Source organism: Streptomyces sp. NPDC032472 (genome assembly GCF_040636955.1).
Classification (GTDB): Bacteria; Actinomycetota; Actinomycetes; order Streptomycetales; family Streptomycetaceae; genus Streptomyces.
The window spans coordinates 24,061-44,436 of sequence record NZ_JBEZVK010000041.1 but is presented as its reverse complement, the minus strand read 5'-3'; the positions used below and the strand labels follow the sequence as shown (position 1 = coordinate 44,436).

Genomic DNA, 20,376 nt, shown 5'->3' with positions numbered 1-20,376 from the left:
CCTGCGCCTCCCGGTCCGCCCGGGGCGCCGTCGATGGGGCGTGGGCTGGACCATGCCGCGACGATGCTGGCGGGTCCGGCCGTGACGGGTCAGCCTCCGGCTCCTCCCGGTCCGCCCGGTGCGCCTGGTGGTAGCGGTGCGGGTCAGCCGCCTGCGCCTCCCGGTCCGCCCGGGGCGCCGTCGATGGGGCGTGGGCTGGACCATGCCGCGACGATGCTGGCGGGTCCGGCCGTGACGGGTCAGCCCCCGGCTCCTCCCGGTCCGCCCGGGGCTCCGGGTGCGGGTCAGCCGCCTGCGCCTCCCGGCCCTCCCGGGGGCCCCGGCACGCCGCCGCACGGGCTGGACCACGCCGCGACGATGCTGGCCGGTCCCGCCGTGGTCGGCGCGGCCCCCGCGCCTCCCGGCCCGCCGCCCGGTGGCCCGCAGCCCGCGGCGCCCGCCGGTGTGCCCACCGTCGGACCCGGCTACCAGGCCGTCCTGCGCTACCGCGGACACGACGGCTCCGAGCAGCAGATCATCCGCCGCTCGGCGCCCGGCACCCCGCACCCGGAGTGGCAGATCCTGCACGAGCTGCGCGCCATGAACGTGCCGCCGCAGCAGGTCCTGGAGCTGCACACCGAGCTGGAGTCGTGTGAACTGCCCGGCGGCTACTGCGCCCGGATGATCCGGGAGACCTGGCCGCAGGTCCGGATCACCAGCGTGGCCCCGTACGGCAAGGACCACGCGGGCCGTCAGGCGGGCATGCAGCACCTGCTCACCCACCAGGGCGAGCTGCACCAGGTGGCCGACGCGCCGCCGCGCCCCGCCCCCGTACGGGCGCCGCTGCCGCAGGTGCCGCTGCAGCCGGCGATTCCGCTGGACGCGATCGGTGCGGAGCTGGCCGGGGCCTTCGGGCCGCAGGGCGTGTTCCGCTTCGACCAGCGGGCGGTATCCCGGCAGGGTGTGCCGGAGATCGTGGCGCAGACCCTGGTGTGGGCGGGCCTGCCGGCGGACTTCGGGCCGTTCTTCTGGGCGCAGGCCGTGCCGGGCCAGCCGGTGCCGACGCTGGCCGAGCTGGCCGCGCAGCGGCAGGTGCAGCCGGCGTCCGACGCGGGCTCGTACCTCGTGATCGGCAGCGACTTCGGCAAGGCGCTGTGCGTGCAGTACGGGACGGCGCACATCGTGGCCGTGCCGGTCGAGGGCGGTCCGGGCGGGGCGCCCGTACCGCCGCAGTTCGTGAACTCGAGCCTGCCGCAGTTCGCCCGGTCGATCGCGATGCTGGGTCATATGTGGCGGCTGCGCCAGCATCTGACGCCGGAGCAGGCCGGCCGGTGGACCGTCGATTTCCAGGCGAATCTGGCCGGTCTCGACAGTGCCGCGCTGGCCTCGCCGGAGAGCTGGTGGTCGGTGCTGTTGGAGCAGATGTGGGACGGACTGCTCTGATCGGATGATCGGATCATGGCCGGGTCGGGGCCCTCGTGCGGGGTCCCGGCCCGGCCATTGCGGCTTCTGCCCGCACATCACGCATCCTTGACAGGAATCCCCGCGAGAGAGGCGCTCCCAGGATGGCTGCACGCATGTCACCTCACGGACAGGGTTTCGCGATCGTGCGAGGTCGCGCCTACCGGGTGGAAGAGGTCGACCGGTACCTCGCCCGGCTCTCCGGCAGCCGCGACGAGGCGTGGGAGCGGGTCGCGCGGCTGACCGTCCTGGCCAAGCAGATGGAGGCCGAGGCCGCCCGGCTCCGCGAGGTGGTGGCCTCGCTGGCCCCGCAGCAGTACGAGGAGCTCAGCGAACGCGCCCGGCGGATCCTGCTGCTCGCCCAGGAGGAGGCCGAGGCGCTGCGCGGCGAGGCCCGGGCCGATGCGGCCGACGCCGTCGCCGCCGCCGAGGCGCACGCCGACCGGGTCGCCGAACTGGCCCGGCAGGACGCGCAGGCCGTGCGCGAGCAGACCGAAGTCCGGGCCCGGCAGGGGCTGCTGCGGGCGGAGCGCGAGGCGGACGGGCTGCGGGCGGCGGCGCGCGAGGACGCCGAGGGGTGGCGGGCCGAGGGGGAGGCCGCGCTCGCCGAGGCGCGGCGGCGGACGCAGGCGCTGCTGGCGGAGCACGAGCAGGAGCGGGTGGAGCGGTGGGATGCCGCCGGGCGGGAGCTCGCGCAGCGCACCGCCGAGCTGGAGGCGCGCCTCGCCGAGCAGGAGCGGCTCGCCGAGAGCCGCCTCGCGCAGGCGCGCCGCGGGTTCGCGGAGGCGGAGGAGGCCGCGCGGCACGGGCAGGAGGATGCCGAGGCGCAGGCCGCGGAGCTGTTGGCGCAGGCGCGGGTGCGGGAGGAGAGGGTGGGGCGGGAGACCGAGCGGGTGCTGCGGGAGCACGAGGCCGCGCAGGAGGAGATGCGGGCCCACATGGCCCACGTCCGCTCCAGCCTGGCCGCCCTGACGGGCCGCCCGGCCCCGGCCGAGGGCTAGCGCGCCTGCACCGCCGCTGCGGGGGCTCCGCCCCCGTGCCCCCGCGCCTCAAACGTCGGCGGGGCTGGAAGTGGCCCCGGCCGAGGGGGCGAGCCGGGGGCTCCGGCCGGGCTGTTGGTCTGCGGCGCCGTTGCGGGGGCGCTGCCCCCGTGCCCCCGCGCCTCAAACGCCTGCGGGGCTGGAAGTGGCCCCGGCCGGGCTGGGGCATCTCGAACGCCGGCGGTTGGGGGTGGGCGGTGGCCGGGGGCGGGCGAACGTGAGGTCAGGGGAGCTTCGTGAGGAGGAACTTGGAGATCAGGGGGGCGATGGACGGGAGGTGGGTTTCGAGGGCGAAGTGGCCTGCGCCCTCGAAGACGTGGACCTCGGCGCCGGGGGCGTCGCGCCGGTACGCCTCGGCCCCGGCCGGGGTGAAGAAGGGGTCGCCTGCGCCCCAGACGACCAGGACGGGGACGCCGGAGGCGCGGAGCCAGGCCTGCCAGGCCGGGTAGTGGCCGAAGTTGGAGGCGTAGTCGAAGGCAAGGTCCGCCTGCGCGTCCGCACGCCCCGGCAGCCCCAGGTAGTGCAGATCGAGCGTCCAGTTGGCGGGATCGATCAGGGAGGTGTCGGCGACGCCCGTCTCGTACTGGAAGCGGGTGCCGGCTTCGGTGAAGAGGCCGCGGACCCTTTCCTCCGCGCCGGGCTCGCTGCGCCGCAGGCCGGCGAACTCGCGGGCGGCGTCTGAGAGGCCCTCCTCGTAGGCGTTGCCGTTCTGGACGATGAGGCCCGTCACGCGGTCGGGCCGGCGGGCGGCGAGCCGTAGACCGATCGGGGCGCCGAAGTCGAAGGCGTAGAGCGCGTACCGGTCCAGTCCGAGGGCGTCGGTGAAGCCCTCCAGGACGTCCGCGAGCCGGTCGAAGGAGTACGTGAACCCGGCCGGGGCCTGTGTACGGCCGAAGCCGGGGTGGTCGGGGGCGATCAGGCGGTACGGGGTGTCGCCGAGGGCGTCCATCAGGCGGGTGAACTGGTGGGAGGAGGTCGGGAAGCCGTGTAGGAGGAGCAGGACCGGCCCGTCGGCCGGGCCGCTCTCCCGGTAGGCGACCGAGACCCCGTCGACGTCGATGGTGAGATGCCTCATCACATGCCTCCAGTCCCGTTGTTTCCATTAGTCTCACCCAGCCGTTGCTAACGGGTCAAGGGCCTGGCGTAGCATTAGCGGCATGACAGTGACGTTTCCGCTCACCGGGGAACCGCTGGCCCTGGACCTGCTCAACACCCGGCCGGCGGGCGGGGATCTGATCGCGGATCCCGCGGGGCTCGCGGCCTGGCTGGAGGTGCAGGCCGGGCGGCTGCAGCCGGTGGAGGTGGGCGCGGCCGAGGTCGCGGCCGTGCGGGCCGTACGGGAGGCGGCCGGGGCCGCGCTCGCGGCCGTACGGGTCGGGACGCGACCCCCTGCGGATGCGCTGCGCGCGCTGAACCAGGCCGCGGCGGGCGCCCCCGCCCACCGCGAGCTCGACTCCGCCCTGACGGTGGCCGTGCGGAGGACGGGGTCCCCGGCCCGGCGGCTGGCCGCGGAACTGGCCGAGGCCGCGATGGACCTGCTGGCCGACCCGCGGGTCGGGGAGGTGCGGGAATGCGAGGGCGCGGACTGCGTCCTGCTGTTCCTCCCGGCCCACCCCCGCCGCCGCTGGTGCGTGGCCTCGGCCTGCGGCAACCGCGCCCGCGTCGCCCGCTACTACGCCCGCCACAAGCCCTGAGGCCCGGCCCCGCGGCCCCTTCCCGACGGGGCGTCCGCCGAGGTTTCGCTCGGGCTGTGGAGCGAATCGCCCCCGCCCCCGGCACGGCCCCCCGCCGAAGCCGCCGGCCACCCCCCAGCCCCGCCGGCGTTTGAGGCGCAGGGGTTCGGGGGCAGCGCCCCCGCAACGGCGCCGCAGGTGGGCAGCCCGGGCGGAGCCGGCGGCGCCGCAGGGGGACAGCCCGGGGCGAAGCCTCCGGTCAGGCGGAGCCCGTCGGGTGGGCCGGGGCCGGGGCTGCGGGCGCGGTCGGGGGCGCCGCCGGGGTGTAGTGGAACGGGTCGCTGCGCAGGCCGCGGGCGGTGACGACCACCGTGAAGGCGGCGGGGCCCCCCGTCGGCAGGGCCGCGGTCAGGGCCCCCGACGCCGGGTCCGGCTGCGTCGGGAGGGCGACGGCGTCGACCTCGACCCGCGCATCCCCCGCGAACCCCCCACCCCGCACGGTGACGACCCCGTCGGCCACGGTCACGCCGGTGACCACCGGATTGGCCCGGGTGGCCATCTTGTTCACCAGGTACGCGCCGGCCGGAGCCCCCGTCAGCGCCCAGATCTCCTCCGGCAGCCGCGGCAGCCCGCCGCCCACGTCCGAGAGGAAGAACAGCACCACGTACAGCAGGGTGACCGCGCTCAGCGCGACGTACTGGAGGTCGACGAGGTCGGTGCGCCCGCTGTCGTTCGCGATGAGCTCCCGCAGCGGCCGCTGCCCGGAGCCGGTCGGCGGTGCGGCCGGCTTGGCGAGGCTGCCGTTCTCCAGCCGGATCCCGACCACCGCCTTGGCGGCGATCAGGGCGACGTACGGGCCGCCGAGCAGCGGCAGGTACACGGTGGTCAGGGAGGACAGCGGGCCCGGGTCGCCGGTGAAGTAGCGGATGCCGCCGCCCGCAGTCAGCCCGTACAGCAGGATCGTGGTCAGCAGCCACACCAGGATCACGGTCCAGGCCAGCGCGAGCGTGGTGGAGGTGGACAGGCGGCCGTCGCGGCCGGTGACCAGGCCCGGCCGGCGGCGCAGCCGTGCGGCGATCGGCCCGGCCATGGCGGCCAGCAGGGCCAGTGCTAAGAGTGCGGAAGCCATCTCGTCCCCCCGGAGCGGTTTCCTGGTCCCGATGCGGACCCGGACCCATGAGGTGTACTCCGCTGGCGGGGGTCATGACAAGTTGCCGGGGCGGGTGCCGCCCACCCCGCCGCGGTCTAGCCCTCCCGCTGCTCCGGCAGGACCGGGAACCGCCGCGGCGCCACCACCAGCAGCACCAGCAGCGCCACGACCGCCGCGGCCCCGGCGCACAGGAAGATGTGGTCGACGGCGGCGGCGACGGCCTGCCGCAGCCGGTCGGCGGCGGCCTGCGGCAGCAGCCCGGGCCGGTCGAGAGCCTCGGAGACCTCGTCGAGGCCGGCCGGCAGCCCGGGCACGGGGGAGCGCTCCAGCCGGGCGGCGACGGTGGCGTTGGCGACGGCTCCCAGCAGCGCGGCGCCCAGGCTCTGCCCGACCTGACGGCAGAACAGCACCGAGGCGGTGGTCGTACCCCGCTCGGCCCAGCCCACGGTGGACTGCACCCCGACGATCAGCGGCAGCTGGAACAGGCCGAGGGCCGCGCCGAGCAGCAGCATGACCAGCGTCGGCTGCCAGGCCCGGCCGGGGTAGGGCAGGAAGGCGAAGGAGAACAGGACCAGGGCGGCGAGGCCGATGCCGAGGACGGCGCAGTCGCGGAAGCCGATGCGCCGGTAGACGTGCTGGCTCAGGGCGGCGGAGACCGGCCAGCTCAGCGTCATCGCGGACATGACGAGCCCGGCGCTGACCGGGCCGAGCCCGAGCACGGACTGCGCGTACGTCGGCACGAACACCATCGGGGCGACCATGAGCAGCCCGAGCGCGCCCAGGGCGAGGTTGACGGCGGCGATGGTGCGCCGGTGCCACACCCAGCCGGGCAGGATCGGTTCCGCAGCCCGGCGTTCGATGCGGACGACGGCGGCGGCGAGGGCGGCCCCGGCGGCGAACAGCCCGAGGGAGGGCGGGGACAGCCAGGGCCAGGCGACGCCGCCCTGGACGAGGGCGAAGAGCAGGATGCCGCCGCAGGCGAAGATGCCGAGGGCGCCCGCCCAGTCGACGGGCCCGCGGCGGCCGCGGGAGCGGACGGGCTCGACGAGGTGGCGGCCGACGAGCCAGAGGGCGAGGGCGGCGGGCGGCAGGTTGACGAGGAAGATCCAGCGCCAGTCGGCGTACGCGGCGAGCAGTCCGCCGAGGGCGGGCCCGGCGACGGCGGAGGCGGCCCACACGGAGGACATCCGGGCCTGGATCCTGGGCCGGTCCTTGAGTGGGTAGAGGTCGGCGGCCAGGGTCTGGACGGTGCTCTGCAGGGCGCCGCCGCCGAGGCCCTGGACGATCCGGAAGGCGATCAGTGCGGCCATGTTCCAGGCGACGGTGCACAGGAGCGAGCCGACGAGGAAGAGGGCGATGCCGAAGAGGAGGACGGGCTTGCGGCCGAGGGTGTCGGACAGCTTGCCGTAGACGGGGAGGGTGACGGTGACGGCGAGGAGGTAGCCGGCGAAGAGCCAGGAGAAGACGGAGAAGCCGCCGAGGTCGCCGACGATCTGGGGGACGGCGGTGGAGACGATGGATCCGTCGAGGGCGACGAGCGCCATGCTCAGCATGAGCGCGGCGACCACTGCGGTACGAGGGCGACCGCCCCCGGCGGTGTCCCGGGCACCGGTGGCGCCCTCGACCGACCGGGCCCCGCCGCGGCCCGCCCCGCCGTCGCGGCCCGCGGGCCCGCCCGCCCTGCCTGCGGAGCCGTCCGCCGCGTCCGCCCCGTCCACCTCACCGGCCCCGCCCGCCCGGCCGGGATTGGCGGAAATCCTGCTCGCGGGTATGCCGTCGCCGCCGTCCGCGGCGGTGTCCCCGGCGTGGTCGTCGGTGCTCTCCTCCGTACCCACCAAGATCCTTTCACCGTGCACGCATCTCCGCGGAACACCTTCTCACCACGGCCTATCCGGCGGTACCCCCATCTCATATCCCCCAAAGGGTGGAGAACCCCTAGGGGTTGCTCCTCACCAGGGCCCAGGGTCCATTCGTCCCGGCGGAGGAGGAGAGCGGCCCGGAGTTGTCCTTAACTGGTTCCTACGTACGGGGGAGGGGTTGGTCCCCGGCGTACGCCACTTACGGCACCACGCACACGAACGAGGGGAAGCACGTGACAACGGCTATGACCGAAACCAGGCACGGGGGTACTGGAGGCGCAGCCGTCGCGGCCCGGGCACGTCAGGTCGTCAAGGCCTACGGCTCCGGCGAGACGCGCGTGGTGGCCCTCGACCACGTGGACGTGGACATCATGCGCGGCCAGTTCACCGCGATCATGGGCCCGTCGGGCTCCGGCAAGTCCACGCTGATGCACTGTCTGGCCGGCCTGGACACGGTGACCGGCGGCACGATCCACCTGGACGACACCGAGATCACCGGGCTGAAGGACAAGAAGCTCACCCAGCTGCGCCGCGACCGGATCGGCTTCATCTTCCAGGCGTTCAACCTGCTGCCGACGCTGAACGCCCTGGAGAACATCACGCTGCCGATGGACATAGCCGGGCGCAAGGCCGACCCCGAGTGGCTGAACCGGGTCGTGGAGACCGTCGGCCTCGCCGGCCGCCTCAAGCACCGGCCGACCCAGCTCTCCGGCGGCCAGCAGCAGCGCGTGGCGGTGGCCCGCGCCCTCGCGGCCCGCCCGCAGATCATCTTCGGTGACGAGCCGACCGGAAACCTGGACTCCCGGGCCGGCGCCGAGGTCCTCGGCTTCCTGCGCCGCTCGGTCGACGAGCTCGGCCAGACCATCGTGATGGTCACGCACGACCCGGTGGCGGCCTCGTACGCGGACCGCGTGATCTTCCTGGCCGACGGCCGGATCGTCGACGAGATGCGCGCGCCCAGCGCCGACCAGGTGCTGGACCGGATGAAGGACTTCGACGCGCGCGGGCGGACCTCGTGAGCGCCAACACCGTACTGAAGACCTCGCGGCGCAACTTCGTCGCGCACAAGGGGCGGATGGTGCTGTCGGCCATCGCCGTCATGCTGTCGGTGGCCTTCGTCTGCGGCACCCTCGTGTTCACGGACACGATGAACACGACGTTCGACAAGCTGTTCGCCGTCACCGGCTCCGACGTCACGGTCAGCCCCAAGCAGGCCGAGGACGAAGGGGAGAACCCCGACCGCGGCCGGCCGGAGGTGCTCCAGGCCTCCGTCGTCGAGCAGGTCAAGAAGGCCCAGGGCGTCAAGTCCGCCGAGGGCGGCGTCGTCTCGCTTTCCGTCACGGTGGTCAACGCCAAGAACGAGAACATGGGCTCGAGCACGGGCGCCCCGACGGTCGCGGGCAACTGGAACGACAACGAGCTCAAGTCGATGAAGATCACCTCGGGTGCGGCCCCGCACGGCCCCGCCGAGATCATGGTCGACGCCGACACCGCCGCCAAGCACCACCTGAAGCTGGGCGACGAGCTGCGCACGATCGCCGCCACCGGCGACATCCGCGCGAAGATCAGCGGTATCGCCACCTTCACCGTCACCAACCCCGGCGCGGCGATCGTCTACTTCGACACGCCCACCGCGCAGGAGAAGCTGCTCGGCGGCCCGAACCTGTTCACGCACGTCAGCGTCACCGCGCAGGACGGCGTCAGCAACGACCAGCTGAAGAAGAACATCGCCACGGCGGTCGGCGCGGACACCTACAAGCTGCAGACCGCCAAGGAGTCCGCGGACGCCAACCGCAAGGACGTCGGCTCCTTCCTGAAGGTCATGAAGTGGGTGATGCTCGGCTTCGCCGGGATCGCCTTCCTCGTCGGCATCTTCCTCATCTTCAACACGTTCTCCATGCTGGTCGCCCAGCGCACCCGCGAGATCGGCCTGATGCGCGCCATCGGCGCCGACCGCGGCCAGATCCTGAACTCGGTGATCGTCGAGGCCCTGCTGCTGGGCGTCGTCGGCTCGGTCCTCGGCATCGGTGCGGGCATCGGCCTGGCCGTCGGGCTGATGGGGCTCATGGGCCAGATGGGCATGCACCTGTCCACCGATGACCTGACCGTCGTGTGGACCACGCCCGTCGCCGGCCTCGTCCTCGGCATCGCCGTCACCCTCGTCTCCGCGTACGTCCCGGCGCGCCGGGCCGGCAAGGTCTCCCCGATGGCCGCCCTGCGCGAGGCGGGCACCCCGGGCGACAAGAAGGCCGGCCGGGTCCGGGCCGCCATCGGCCTGGTCCTCACCGCGATCGGCGGCGCCGCGCTGTTCGGCGCCGCGGGCGCCGACCAGGCCGGGCCGGGCGCGGGCCTGCTGGCCCTGGGCGTGCTGTTCACCCTGATCGGCTTCGTGGTGATCGGCCCGCTGCTCGCCGCCGTCGTCGTCCGGGTGCTCTCCGGTGTGGTGCTGCGGCCCTTCGGGTCCGTCGGCCGCCTGGCCGAGCGCAACGCGCTGCGCAACCCGCGCCGCACCGGCGCCACGGCCGCCGCGCTGATGATCGGCCTCGCGCTGGTCGCCTGCCTGTCGGTGGTCGGCTCCTCGATGGTGGCCTCCGCCACCGACGAGCTCGACAAGTCGGTCGGCGCGGACTACATCGTCCAGTCCCAGAACGGCCAGCCGATCGTGCCGCAGGCCGAGCAGGCGATGCGCGCCTCCAAGGGCCTGGACCACGTCACCGCCTACCGCATCCTGGGTGCGAAGGTCACCGCCCCCGACGGCTCCGTCAAGGAAGTGCGGATCAGCGCCACCGACCCGGGCTACGTCCAGGACGTGCGGCGCAAGACCACCGCCGGCGACTACGCGGCGGCGTACGGCAGCGGCGCCATGTCGGTGGGCTCCGACTACGCCAAGGAGCACAACGTCAAGGTCGGCGACGAGCTGACGGTCGCCTTCACCGAGGGCAAGCCGGCGAAGCTGAAGGTCGCCGCCATCACCTCCGACGAGGGCGGCATCGACAAGGGCGCCATGTACGTGGCGGCCAAGACGGTCGAGCAGTACGTGCCCGCCGACCGGATGTCGCAGCCCATCATGCTGCTGGGCAAGGCCGCGGACGGGCAGTCCGAGGCCGCGTACACCGCGCTGAAGTCGGCGCTGGCCGAGTACCCGCAGTACCAGGTGCGCAACCAGACCGACTACAAGAAGGCCCTCAAGGACCAGGTCGGCCAGCTGCTGAACATGGTCTACGGCCTCCTCGGCCTCGCGATCATCGTGGCGGTCCTGGGCGTCGTGAACACCCTGGCCCTCTCGGTGGTCGAGCGGACCCGCGAGATCGGCCTGATGCGCGCCATCGGCCTCTCCCGCCGCCAGCTGCGCCGCATGATCCGCCTGGAGTCGGTGGTCATCGCCCTCTTCGGCGCCCTCCTCGGCCTCGGCCTGGGCATGGGCTGGGGTGCCACCGCCCACCAGCTGCTCGCCCTGCAGGGGATGAAGGTGCTGGAGATCCCGTGGTCCACGATCGTCTCGGTCTTCATCGGATCGGCCTTCGTGGGTCTGTTCGCCGCACTGGTCCCGGCCTTCCGGGCGGGGCGGATGAACGTACTGAACGCGATCGCGAGCGAGTAGGGGCACCGGCTCCGGCGGTCGTGACGGGGGAGCGCAGGCCCCGGCAGCCCACACGGGCGGCCGGGGCCTGCGCCGCGTCGTAGCCGCGTCGTATACGGGGCCTGCCGGGCCGCGCGGCGCCGCGGCGCCGCGTGTCGCGCTGCGGCCCGTACGGGAGGTGGCGGGCGCGGGTGCGGGCGTAGGGTGGGAACCCCCGGCCCGCACGCGTGTCGGGCCCTTCGCGTTGCCCCCTCACCGGACGGAAAGCCTCCTTCATGAGCCTGCACGGACTGCTCGACGCCGTCACCCGGGACCCCGCCCTCGCCGAGGCGGTCACCGCGGCCGGGGACGGCAACCGCATGCACGTGGACCTCGTCGGCCCGCCCGCCGCGCGCCCCTTCGCGATCGCCGCGCTGGCCGCCCGTACCGGCCGGACCGTCCTCGCGGTCACCGCCACCGGGCGGGAGGCCGAGGACCTGGCGGCCGCGCTCAGGTCGTTCCTGCCGCCGGACGAGGTGGCGGAGTTCCCCTCCTGGGAGACGCTGCCGCACGAGCGGCTCTCGCCGCGCAGCGACACCATGGGCCGCCGCCTGGCCGTACTGCGCCGGCTGGTCCACCCGAGCAAGGACGACCCGGCCGCAGGCCCGGTCTCCGTGGTGGTGGCGCCGATCCGCTCCGTGCTCCAGCCGCAGGTCAAGGGGCTCGCCGACCTGGTGCCCGTGAGCCTGCGCCAGGGCGGCAGCGCCGACCTCGGCGAGGTCGTCGAGGCGCTTTCGGCCGCCGCGTACGCCCGGGTGGAGCTGGTGGAGAAGCGCGGCGAGTTCGCCGTGCGCGGCGGCATCCTCGACGTGTTCCCGCCGACCGAGGAGCACCCGCTGCGCATCGAGTTCTGGGGCGACGAGGTCGAGGAGATCCGCTACTTCAAGGTCGCCGACCAGCGTTCCCTGGAGGTCGCCGAGCACGGCCTGTGGGCTCCGCCCTGCCGCGAGCTGCTGCTGACGCCCGAGGTCCGCGAGCGGGCCGCCGCCCTGGCCGAGGTCCACCCCGAGCTCGGCGAACTCCTCGGGAAGATCGCCGAGGGGATCGCGGTGGAGGGCATGGAGTCCCTCGCCCCGGTCCTGGTCGACGACATGGAACTGCTGATCGACGTCCTGCCGGCCGGGTCCATGGCCGTGGTGTGCGACCCGGAGCGCGTCCGCACCCGGGCCGCCGACCTGGTGGCCACCAGCCAGGAGTTCCTCATGGCCTCCTGGGCGGCCACCGCGGGCGGCGGCGAGGCCCCCATCGACGTCGGCGCGGCCTCCCTGCGCGGTATCGCCGACGTCCGCGACCGGGCGCGCGAGCTCGGCATGATGTGGTGGTCGGTGTCCCCGTTCGCCGCCGACGAGGAGGTGGGCGCGGACACGTTGAAGCTCGGCATGCACGCCCCGGAGGCCTACCGCGGCGACACCGCCCGCGCGCTGGCCGACACCAAGGGCTGGCTCGCCGACGGCTGGCGCACCGTCTACCTCACCGAGGGCCACGGCCCGGCCGCCCGCACCGTCGAGGTGCTCGGCGGCGAGGGCATCGCCGCCCGCCTGGAGGCCGGCCTCGCCACCCTGGCGCCCCACGTCGTCCACGTGGCCTGCGGCTCCCTCGGCAACGGCTTCGTCGACCCGGCCCTGCGCATCGCCGTCCTCACCGAGACCGACCTGACCGGCCAGCGCACCGCCAGCAAGGACCTGGGGCGGATGCCGACCCGGCGCCGCAAGTCCATCGACCCCCTCACCCTGGAGGTCGGCGACTACATCGTCCACGAGCAGCACGGCGTCGGCCGCTACATCGAGATGGTGCAGCGCACCGTGCAGGGCGCGACCCGCGAGTACCTCCTGGTCGAGTACGCCCCCGCCAAGCGCGGCCAGCCCGGCGACCGGCTCTACATCCCCACCGACCAGCTGGAGCAGGTCACCAAGTACGTGGGCGGCGAGGCCCCGACGCTGCACCGGCTCGGGGGCGCCGACTGGACCAAGACCAAGGCCCGCGCCAAGAAGGCGGTCAAGGAGATCGCCGCCGACCTGATCAAGCTGTACAGCGCGCGCATGGCGGCGCCCGGCCACTCCTTCGGCCCGGACACGCCCTGGCAGCGCGAACTGGAGGACGCCTTCCCGTACGCGGAGACGCCCGACCAGCTCACCACGATCGCCGAGGTCAAGGAGGACATGGAGAAGACCGTGCCCATGGACCGCCTGATCTGCGGCGACGTCGGCTACGGCAAGACCGAGATCGCGGTGCGGGCGGCCTTCAAGGCGGTGCAGGACGGCAAGCAGGTGGCCGTCCTGGTCCCCACCACCCTCCTCGTGCAGCAGCACTTCGGGACTTTCTCCGAGCGCTACAGCCAGTTCCCGGTGAACGTGAAGGCGCTGTCGCGCTTCCAGAGCGACACCGAGGCCAAGGCCACCCTGGAGGGGCTGAAGGAGGGCGCGGTCGACGTGGTCATCGGCACGCACCGGCTCTTCTCGCAGGAGACCAAGTTCAAGGACCTGGGCCTGGTCATCGTCGACGAGGAGCAGCGGTTCGGCGTCGAGCACAAGGAGCAGCTGAAGAAGCTGCGGGCCAACGTCGACGTGCTGACCATGTCCGCGACGCCGATCCCGCGCACCCTGGAGATGGCGGTGACCGGCATCCGCGAGATGTCGACCATCACCACCCCGCCGGAGGAGCGCCACCCGGTGCTCACCTTCGTCGGCCCGTACGAGGAGAAGCAGATCGGCGCGGCCATCCGGCGGGAGCTGCTGCGCGAGGGCCAGTGCTTCTACATCCACAACCGGGTCGAGTCCATCGACCGGGCGGCGGCGCGGCTGCGCGAGATCGTGCCCGAGGCGCGGATCGCGACGGCCCACGGCCAGATGTCGGAACAGGCCCTGGAGCAGGTGGTCGTGGACTTCTGGGAGAAGAAGTTCGACGTCCTGGTCTCCACCACGATCGTCGAGTCCGGCATCGACATCTCCAACGCCAACACCCTCATCGTGGAGCGCGGCGACAACTTCGGCCTCTCCCAGCTGCACCAGCTGCGCGGCCGCGTCGGACGCGGCCGCGAGCGCGGGTACGCGTACTTCCTGTACCCGCCGGAGAAGCCGCTGACCGAGACCGCCCACGAGCGCCTGGCCACCATCGCCCAGCACACCGAGATGGGCGCGGGCATGTACGTGGCGATGAAGGACCTGGAGATCCGCGGCGCGGGCAACCTGCTCGGCGGCGAGCAGTCCGGCCACATCGCGGGCGTCGGCTTCGACCTGTACATCCGGATGGTCGGCGAGGCGGTGGCCGACTACCGGGCCGCGGTCGAGGGCGGGGCGGAGGAGGAGCCGCCGCTGGAGGTGAAGATCGAGCTGCCGGTCGACGCGCACGTCCCGCACGACTACGCGCCCGGCGAGCGGCTGCGCCTGCAGGCGTACCGGTCGATCGCGTCGGCGAACTCCGAGGAGGACGTCAAGGCCGTACGGGAGGAGCTCACCGACCGCTACGGCAAGCTGCCGGAGCCGGTGGAGAACCTGCTGCTGGTGGCGGGCCTGCGGATGCTGGCGCGGGCGTGCGGGGTCGGCGACATCACCCTGCAGGGGCCGAACGTCCGCTTCGGGCCGGTGGAGTTGCGCGAGTCGCAGGAGCTGCGCCTCAAGCGCCTGTACCCGGGCTCGGTGCTCAAGCCGGCCACCTCTCAGGTGCTGATCCCGCGGCCGAAGACGGCCCGGGTGGGCGGCAAGCCGCTGGTCGGCCGGGAACTGCTGGCCTGGACGGGCGAGTTCCTGACCACGATCCTCGGCTCGTGAGCTCGTGAGCTCGTGAGCTCGTGAGCTCGTGAGCTCGTGAGCTCGTGAGCTCGTGAATGCCTCGGCAGGGAGCCGGTTTCTTCGGCTCCCGGCCGGGGCGGCGGTCAGAGCGGAATCGACATCTCCGGAGGCTTCGGGAGCCTGTTGTGCGGTGTGGGGGGCACCACGGTGTACGACACCCTGTCGTACACCGTGCCGGTCTGCTGGTAACGCTCGAGCAGGCTGGGCGCGGTCCCCGTCAGCAGGACCCGGTCGGTGATCCTGGCGCCGTTCGCGTCCGTGGAGGTGAAGACGGCCACCGGCCGGCCGTCGGACCAGGTGTCCGGCTCCCGCCGGATGTCGGTGCGGTCCATGGAGTACGCCTTCGCCGGGGCGCCGCCCGCCGTGCACAGCTCGATGAGGCGTGCGGTCGAGGGCTCGTCGGCGGGCAGGGCGACCCACCGGTCCGCCGCACGGTCCACCGCCCGCTTCGCGGCGTCGGCCGGCCGGTCCTTGAAGTGGTCCTCCAGGAAGCCCCTGTCGGCCTTGAGCAGAAGCGACCCGTCGTACAGGTACATTTCCGCCGCGCTGGCCAGGATGGTCGTGACGCTGCCCTCGCAGGTTCCGTCGCCGACCGTCAGATAGGCCTCGAACTTCCGCCCGCCGACGGTCGCGGACACCAAGGACTGCTTGGTGCCGGCCCGCTGCGTCTCCTCGTACGCACGGCGCAGGACCGCCGCGGGGTCCTGGCCCGCGAGCCGGTCGGCGGTCGCGGTGGGGGACGGCGCGGCGGTCGCCGCCGGGATGCCGCCCCTCCGGACAGAGGCGCGCAGGCCGCGGTGGTGAGGAGGACCGCGCCGGCGAGTGCGGCAGCGGCGGCGGACGTGGTGGTGCGCATGCGAAAGGCCCCGGGGAACTGGTGTTCCCGGGAGCCTGGCGGCCGGTGCGCGAGGGCGCGTCGGGGTTTGCGCGCGCCGGTGCGGTACGTCTGTGCGGCGAGCCTGCAACGGTTGCGCGGATCCCCTCGATGGCGGCCGGAAACGCTGTATACCCTCAGACCCTGAACTTCTTCGACACGGTCCGTCAGGAGCAGCGATGCACGGCCCCGGCCTTCCGCCGCAGCATGGCCCCCAGCCCAGTTCCGGGGGTGTGGTGGCACTGCGCGTGCTGTTCGCCCTGCTGCCCGTCCTGAGCTGCGGCTTCCTGGGGTGGGCCACGATGCTGCGGCTCGCGATCGTCACCCGCAAGTCCGCCGACTGGATCCTGCTGGCGGTCAACTTCGCGCTGACCGTCGCCTGGATCGCGCTGATCGGCGCCGACCCGACCCCGAACACCGACGGCTGGCAGGGCAACACCGGCGCCTTCGGCACCATCCTGACCGGCGTCGCGACCTGCGTGTACTTCCTGGTGGCCGATATCCGCCACTACGAGAGGAAGGCGGCGGCCCGGACCGCGGCCTGGTACCCGGGGCAGCCCGCCCCGTACGTGCCGCCGCAGGCGCAGGCCGCCGGCCCGGCGTACGGCTACCCGCAGCCGCAGGTCCAGCCGCAGGTCCAACCCCAGCCGCAGCCGCAGACGCCCGCCCATGGCCCGGTCACCCCGCCGCGGATCGGCCAGGTCCGCGCCGAGCTCGACGAACTGAGCGAGCTGCTGCGCCAGCAGACCCCGCCCCAGAACCCGAGCCCGAACCAGAACCCCAACGGTGAGGGCACGGGTCGGTGAGCGACGACGGCCGGATCATCGGCGAGCGCTACCGGCTGGCCTCCCTGCTGGGCCAGGGCGGCATGGGCCAGGTGTGGACCGCGTACGACCAGCGCCTGGACCGACGCGTCGCCGTCAAGCTGCTGCGCCCCGACAAGGTGGCCGGCCCCGGCTCCGTCGCCGACGAGCTGCGCCGCCGCTTCGTGCGCGAGTGCCGGGTCACCGCCCAGGTCGACCACCCGGGCCTGGTCACCGTCCACGACGCGGGCAGCGACGGCGACGAGCTGTTCCTCGTCATGGGCTACGTCGAGGGCACCAACCTCGCCGACCACCTCGCCGCCCACGACCCCTACCCGTGGCCGTGGGCCGTGTCGGTGGTGGCGCAGTTGTGCGGGGTGCTGTCGGCCGTGCACGCGGTGCCGATCGTGCACCGCGACCTCAAGCCGCGGAACGTGATGGTCCGCCCCGACGGCACCGTCCTGGTCCTCGACCTCGGCGTCGCCTCGGTGATGGACACCGACACCACCCGCCTCACCAGCACCGGCTCCCCGATCGGCAGCCCCGCGTACATGGCGCCCGAGCAGGCCATGGGCGGCGCGGTGGGCCCGTACACCGACCTGTACGCGCTCGGCGTGCTGCTGTACGAACTGCTCTCCGGCAACGTGCCCTTCGCCGGCTCCACCGCGCTCGGCGTGCTCCACCGCCACCTGTACGAGCCGCCGGTGCCCGTGCGCCGGGTGCGCCCGGAGATCCCGCACCAGCTGGAGGCGACCCTGCTCCACCTGCTGGCCAAGGACCCGCAGGACCGGCCCTCCTCAGCCCAGCAGGTGTACGAGGCCCTCGTCCCGCTGCTGCCCAAGCAGGGCGCGGGCACCCCGGCGGCCTCCCTCGACCCCACCCGCCCGTTCCTGCGCCCGCACGCGCCCTGGCCGGACCGGGCCGCCGCCATCCCGCCGCAGCCGACCGCGCCGCCGTCCCGGCCGGACATCCCGGCCGCCGTGGACGAGGCCCGCAAGCTCCTCGACCAGGGCCGTCTGACCCAGGCGGTGGACATCCTCGGCGGCATCCTGCCCGCCGCGGCCGCCCAGCACGGCGAGCACTCCACCATCGTCCGCAGCCTGCGCAAGCAGTACGCCGCCACGCTCATGGACGACGGCCAGTACCGCCGTGCCCTGCCGGAACTGCACCGCCTCGCCGAGGAGTTCCCGGCCGGCGACCCGCAGTCCCTGCGGTTCCGCTACGACGCGGCGCAGTGCCTGGAGCAGCTCGGCGAGCCGGCCGCGGCGCTGGCCGAGTACCGCGCGCTGCTGCCGCTCTTCGAGAACCACTACGCGAACCCGGACCCGGGCCTGCCGCTGGAGGTCCGCCGCCGGATCGCGCAGCTGCTGCTCTCCCTCGGCGACCGCCCCGCGGCTCACGACACGCTGGCGCGCCTGCTCTTCGACGCCGAGCGCGTCCACGGCCCCGGCCACCCCTTCTCCGCTGAGGTGCGCCGCACCCTCCAGTGGCTCAGCCGCGTCCACTGACGCCGCCGCAGCTCCCGTACCGCCACCAGCAGCAGCGCGCCCGCCGCGGCTGCCGCGCCCGGCAGCAGGCCCGGTGGGCGGAAGGTGCAGGCCACGGTGCGGGTGGCGGGGGTCACCGGGGTGGCGACCAGGCCCAGGTAGGCCGTGGCGGGGCGGCCGTTGCAGCTCCAGCCGGCGATCGCGGGCGCGGCGAGGACCGCCGTGCCCGAGCTGCCCGGCGGGAGGGCGGCGCTGACCGACGAGGCCCCGACCCGCACCGAGGCCGCATCCGGGGCCGCCGCGCGCAGGGCCGCCACCGCCGCGTCGAGGCGGCCGCGGTCGAGGCAGGACAGCTCCCGGCGGGGCGGCGCGGGGCCGTCGAGGAGCAGGGCGGAGGATGCGCCGCGGGAGACACCGAGCGGCTGGAGGGCGGCCCGGTTGCGCGGCGGGTTGCCGTTCAGCCGGAAGGCGGGCCCGTCGGCGAGGCGGGCGGTCGCGTTGTACTCCGGGGCCCACAGGAAGGCCTCCGTGCCCGCGCGGCAGACCCCGGGCGCGACCGGGTCCTCGTACACGCGCGCGCCCAGCAGGAGTTCCTGGTTGGCGAAGGGCGGGCCGTCGCCGTAGGAGGGGGCCGGGCCTGAGGGGCCTGAGGGACTTGCGGGGCCTGCGGGGCGCAGGGTGATCAGGGGCAGGGGGCGGCTTCGGGTGACCGTGCCGTCCGGCTGCAGGCGGGCGCCGACCGCGAAGAGGGCGTCGGTGACCGGGTTGTCGATGCTCTGCACGTTGCGGCCGCGCGAGGTCCAGCCGGCGCCGAGGGCGACCATCGTCCGCGTGTACACGTCCGGGGTGTGGCTGCTGTAGTACGCGCCGCCCTCCCCGCCCAGCAGCAGCGGATCGTTGCCCGACAGGGCCGGGCGGCTCGGGTCGGTGCGGTACGCCGGCCAGCCCTCGGCCCCCGCCAGGGCCGCGGCCCGCGCGGTGTGGGCGGCCCCCCAGGACGGGTAGTCGTCCAGGCCGCCCAGCTTGCCGCGGTGGCCGAAGGCCGTGGTCGCCGCCGCCTGCCCGGCCAGCACCACGGCCAGCAGGGCCGCCGCCGGGAGCGCGAGCCGTCGCCGGGCCGGCCCCGGGCCGAGCGTCCACCAGGCCGCGCCGGCCAGGACGAGCCCGCCGCCGAACAGCGCGAACCCCCAGGCGGTGGCCAGCGGGCTGCCGCCCGCCGCGAGGCCCGCCGCGCCCAGCAGGGCCGCGCCGGCCGCGAGGGCCCGCGGCCCGGGCACCCCGTGGGTGAGGGCGGCCCACGCCGCGATGACGGCCACGCCCGCCAGGACGAAGGTCTGCCGGTACGGGCTGCCGTTCGGGGTGGCGAAGAGGTGCCAGGCCAGGTGGGACGGCGTCCACTGGAAGGACAGCAGCACGGCCGCGGTCAGCCCGCTCCACGCCAGCCGGGTGCGCGGCGGCACGGCCCGGTGGAACGGCAGCGCCGCCACCAGCAGCAGGGTCCCGGTCCCGACGAACAGCGCCGGGGAGGAGAAGGAGTACGTGCCGGGCAGCATCCGCGCGAACACGTCCGCCCAGGGCGCCGGCCGGAACTCCCGGGTCCACCCCGGGTAGGCCTGCCGGGAGCTGAGGAAGAGCGGCACCAGCACCGGCGCGGACACGGCGATGCCCAGCAGCACCGCCCCGGCCGCCCGGGCCGCCGCGCCGACCCGCTCCCGTACCGGCCGCCGCTGCAGCACCAGCCGTACCAGCAGCACCAGCGCCGCCCCCAGGGTGGCCATGTACGCGGTGTAGAAGTTCGCCGTCCAGCAGACCGCCGCAACCAGGACGGCGGCGGTGAACCGGCGCCCGCGCAGCGCCCATTCGCCCGTCAGGCACAGCAGCGGGAAGGCGATCAGCCCGTCCAGCCACATCGGGTTGTACGAGGCCTCGATCACCGACCAGCCGCACAGCGCGTACGAGGCCCCCAGCAGCCCCGCCGCCCACCACCGCCCGCGGGCCTGCGTGCGCAGCAGCCAGGCCATCGCCGCCGCCGCGGCCGCGGTCTTGAGCACGGAGACCACGTACACCGCGAGGTCGATGTCCTGACGCGGGAACAGGGCGACGAGCGGGGCGAACGGGCTGGTCAGATAGGTGCCGAGGTCGGGCAGGAAGCTGGTGCCGTAGCCGGACTGCCAGTTGAGCAGCAGCCCGCCGCGGGCCCGCCCGTGCAGCAGGTCCCACAGGTGGGCGTGGAAGGGGACGAACTGGTTGCCGAGGTCGTTGACGCTGCGGTGCCGGTGTCCGTACGGGAACACGCGCGCGGCCGCGTCCCCCGAGCAGACGGCCGCGGCCGTGACCAGGGCGGCGAGCACCGAGGCCGCCAGGCTCGCACGGCGCGGGGAACGGCCCGGCAGGCGGATCGGGGAGCGGCGCGGCGGACGGGGCGGGGCGGGCCGCGGCGACGGGGGAGGTGGGGTGCGCGCCGGGAGGGGCGGCAGCGCGGCCGGCGACGGGTGCGGTGTCGACATGGTGGGCCGACCTTGGCAGCGCCGGTGGACCGGGCGGTGGCCGCCGGGTGAACACGTACCCCAACACCCCGGGAATCGTTGGTCGAACCGGTGGCCCGTACCACCCTGACTGCATACCATCGATCACCGCACGGCC

13 protein-coding genes are annotated in these 20,376 nt (G+C 74.3%); 8 read left to right on the top strand and 5 right to left on the bottom strand.

Translation table 11 applies throughout. The features are described 5' to 3' along the window. Both AB0F11_RS25525 and AB0F11_RS25520 read left to right on the top strand, forming a co-directional pair. Positions 1-1,422, top strand: a 1,422-nt coding sequence (locus tag AB0F11_RS25525) for an SUKH-4 family immunity protein (protein ID WP_362178016.1), incomplete at its 5' end; no start/stop codon positions are given. A 134-nt stretch (positions 1,423-1,556) separates the two neighbouring features. Continuing rightward, on the top strand, positions 1,557-2,441 hold the full coding sequence (locus AB0F11_RS25520) for a cellulose-binding protein (protein ID WP_362178013.1): 885 nt from the start codon (positions 1,557-1,559) through the stop codon (positions 2,439-2,441). Positions 2,442-2,703: 262 nt separating this feature from the next. Here AB0F11_RS25520 and AB0F11_RS25515 read toward each other — a convergent pair whose 3' ends face one another. Then, on the bottom strand, positions 2,704-3,555 hold the full coding sequence (locus AB0F11_RS25515; protein ID WP_362178010.1) for an alpha/beta hydrolase: 852 nt from the start codon (positions 3,553-3,555) through the stop codon (positions 2,704-2,706). Positions 3,556-3,637: 82 nt separating this feature from the next. Here AB0F11_RS25515 and AB0F11_RS25510 point away from each other — a divergent pair, with 82 nt between their 5' ends. Continuing rightward, positions 3,638-4,174, top strand: coding sequence for a CGNR zinc finger domain-containing protein (locus AB0F11_RS25510; protein WP_362178007.1), 537 nt, complete (start codon positions 3,638-3,640; stop codon positions 4,172-4,174). Positions 4,175-4,412: 238 nt separating this feature from the next. Here AB0F11_RS25510 and AB0F11_RS25505 read toward each other — a convergent pair whose 3' ends face one another. Both AB0F11_RS25505 and AB0F11_RS25500 read right to left on the bottom strand, forming a co-directional pair. After that, the gene (locus tag AB0F11_RS25505) at positions 4,413-5,282 is read right to left on the bottom strand and encodes a hypothetical protein (protein WP_362178005.1); all 870 of its coding nucleotides are present in this window, start codon (positions 5,280-5,282) and stop codon (positions 4,413-4,415) included. A 116-nt stretch (positions 5,283-5,398) separates the two neighbouring features. Continuing rightward, positions 5,399-7,141: an MDR family MFS transporter gene (locus tag AB0F11_RS25500; RefSeq protein ID WP_362178002.1), complete on the bottom strand. Its 1,743-nt coding sequence runs from the start codon at positions 7,139-7,141 to the stop codon at positions 5,399-5,401. A gap of 254 nt (positions 7,142-7,395) precedes the next feature. Here AB0F11_RS25500 and AB0F11_RS25495 point away from each other — a divergent pair, with 254 nt between their 5' ends. From AB0F11_RS25495 to mfd, 3 genes are all read left to right on the top strand, one after another. After that, complete coding sequence (locus tag AB0F11_RS25495; protein WP_362177999.1) at positions 7,396-8,181, top strand: ABC transporter ATP-binding protein; 786 nt, start codon at positions 7,396-7,398, stop codon at positions 8,179-8,181. 56 nt (positions 8,182-8,237) lie between these two features. After that, positions 8,238-10,763: an FtsX-like permease family protein gene (locus AB0F11_RS25490; RefSeq protein WP_362178074.1), complete on the top strand. Its 2,526-nt coding sequence runs from the start codon at positions 8,238-8,240 to the stop codon at positions 10,761-10,763. Positions 10,764-11,017: 254 nt separating this feature from the next. Further along, positions 11,018-14,548, top strand: a complete 3,531-nt coding sequence (mfd, locus tag AB0F11_RS25485) for a transcription-repair coupling factor (RefSeq protein WP_362177996.1) — start codon at positions 11,018-11,020, stop codon at positions 14,546-14,548. 104 nt (positions 14,549-14,652) lie between these two features. Here mfd and AB0F11_RS25480 read toward each other — a convergent pair whose 3' ends face one another. After that, positions 14,653-15,207, bottom strand: a complete 555-nt coding sequence (locus tag AB0F11_RS25480) for a hypothetical protein (protein WP_362177993.1) — start codon at positions 15,205-15,207, stop codon at positions 14,653-14,655. A 472-nt stretch (positions 15,208-15,679) separates the two neighbouring features. Between AB0F11_RS25480 and AB0F11_RS25475 the strand changes: the two genes are divergently transcribed. Together AB0F11_RS25475 and AB0F11_RS25470 are read left to right on the top strand one after the other, a co-directional pair. Next, a complete protein-coding gene (locus AB0F11_RS25475) occupies positions 15,680-16,249 on the top strand; it encodes a hypothetical protein (protein ID WP_362177991.1) in 570 nt (189 codons plus the stop codon). Continuing rightward, on the top strand, positions 16,246-17,754 hold the full coding sequence (locus AB0F11_RS25470; protein WP_362177988.1) for a serine/threonine-protein kinase: 1,509 nt from the start codon (positions 16,246-16,248) through the stop codon (positions 17,752-17,754). The genes AB0F11_RS25475 and AB0F11_RS25470 overlap by 4 nt, the downstream gene beginning before the upstream one ends. On the opposite strand, the gene AB0F11_RS25465 is transcribed toward AB0F11_RS25470, so the two are convergent. Further along, the gene (locus AB0F11_RS25465; protein ID WP_362177986.1) at positions 17,643-20,240 is read right to left on the bottom strand and encodes a YfhO family protein; all 2,598 of its coding nucleotides are present in this window, start codon (positions 20,238-20,240) and stop codon (positions 17,643-17,645) included. The two genes, AB0F11_RS25470 and AB0F11_RS25465, sit on opposite strands and share 112 nt — an antisense overlap. Positions 20,241-20,376: the final 136 nt, after the last annotated feature.